General features: G+C 70.1%; 1 pseudogene. It reads left to right on the top strand.

Going from position 1 to position 385, the window contains the following annotated elements:
- Positions 1–385 (top strand): annotated as a pseudogene (locus F3J40_RS24660) (hypothetical protein); the annotation flags it as partial.

Consider the following 385-nt stretch of genomic DNA (forward strand, 5'->3'; position numbering starts at 1 on the left):
GACCCGTGGGGCAACCTTATCAGCCGCCGCTGCGGCTGGCTGGAGCAGCACTACGAATACGATGACGACAACCGCCTGATACGCGCCCGCGGCACCGGCCCGCAGGGCCGCTATCAGGCCGAATACCGCTACGACGCGCTGGGGCGGCGCAGCAGCAAAACCGTCACGCGCGAGCAGTGTGCCCCGGAGACCACCCGCTTTGTCTGGCAGGGCTGGCGTCTGCTGCAGGAGCAGTTTGCCCCGCACGCGGGCTACGGGGACCGCTGCCGCACCTGGTGCTACGACCCGGACAGCCCGTGGACGCCGCTGGCCGCGCTGGGCCACACCGGCGGCTACCCGTCGGTGCAGATACAGTATCTGCACTGCGACCTGAACAGCGCCCCGC

It is taken from the genome of Candidatus Pantoea multigeneris (assembly GCF_011752615.1).
GTDB lineage: Bacteria > Pseudomonadota > Gammaproteobacteria > Enterobacterales > Enterobacteriaceae > Pantoea > Pantoea multigeneris.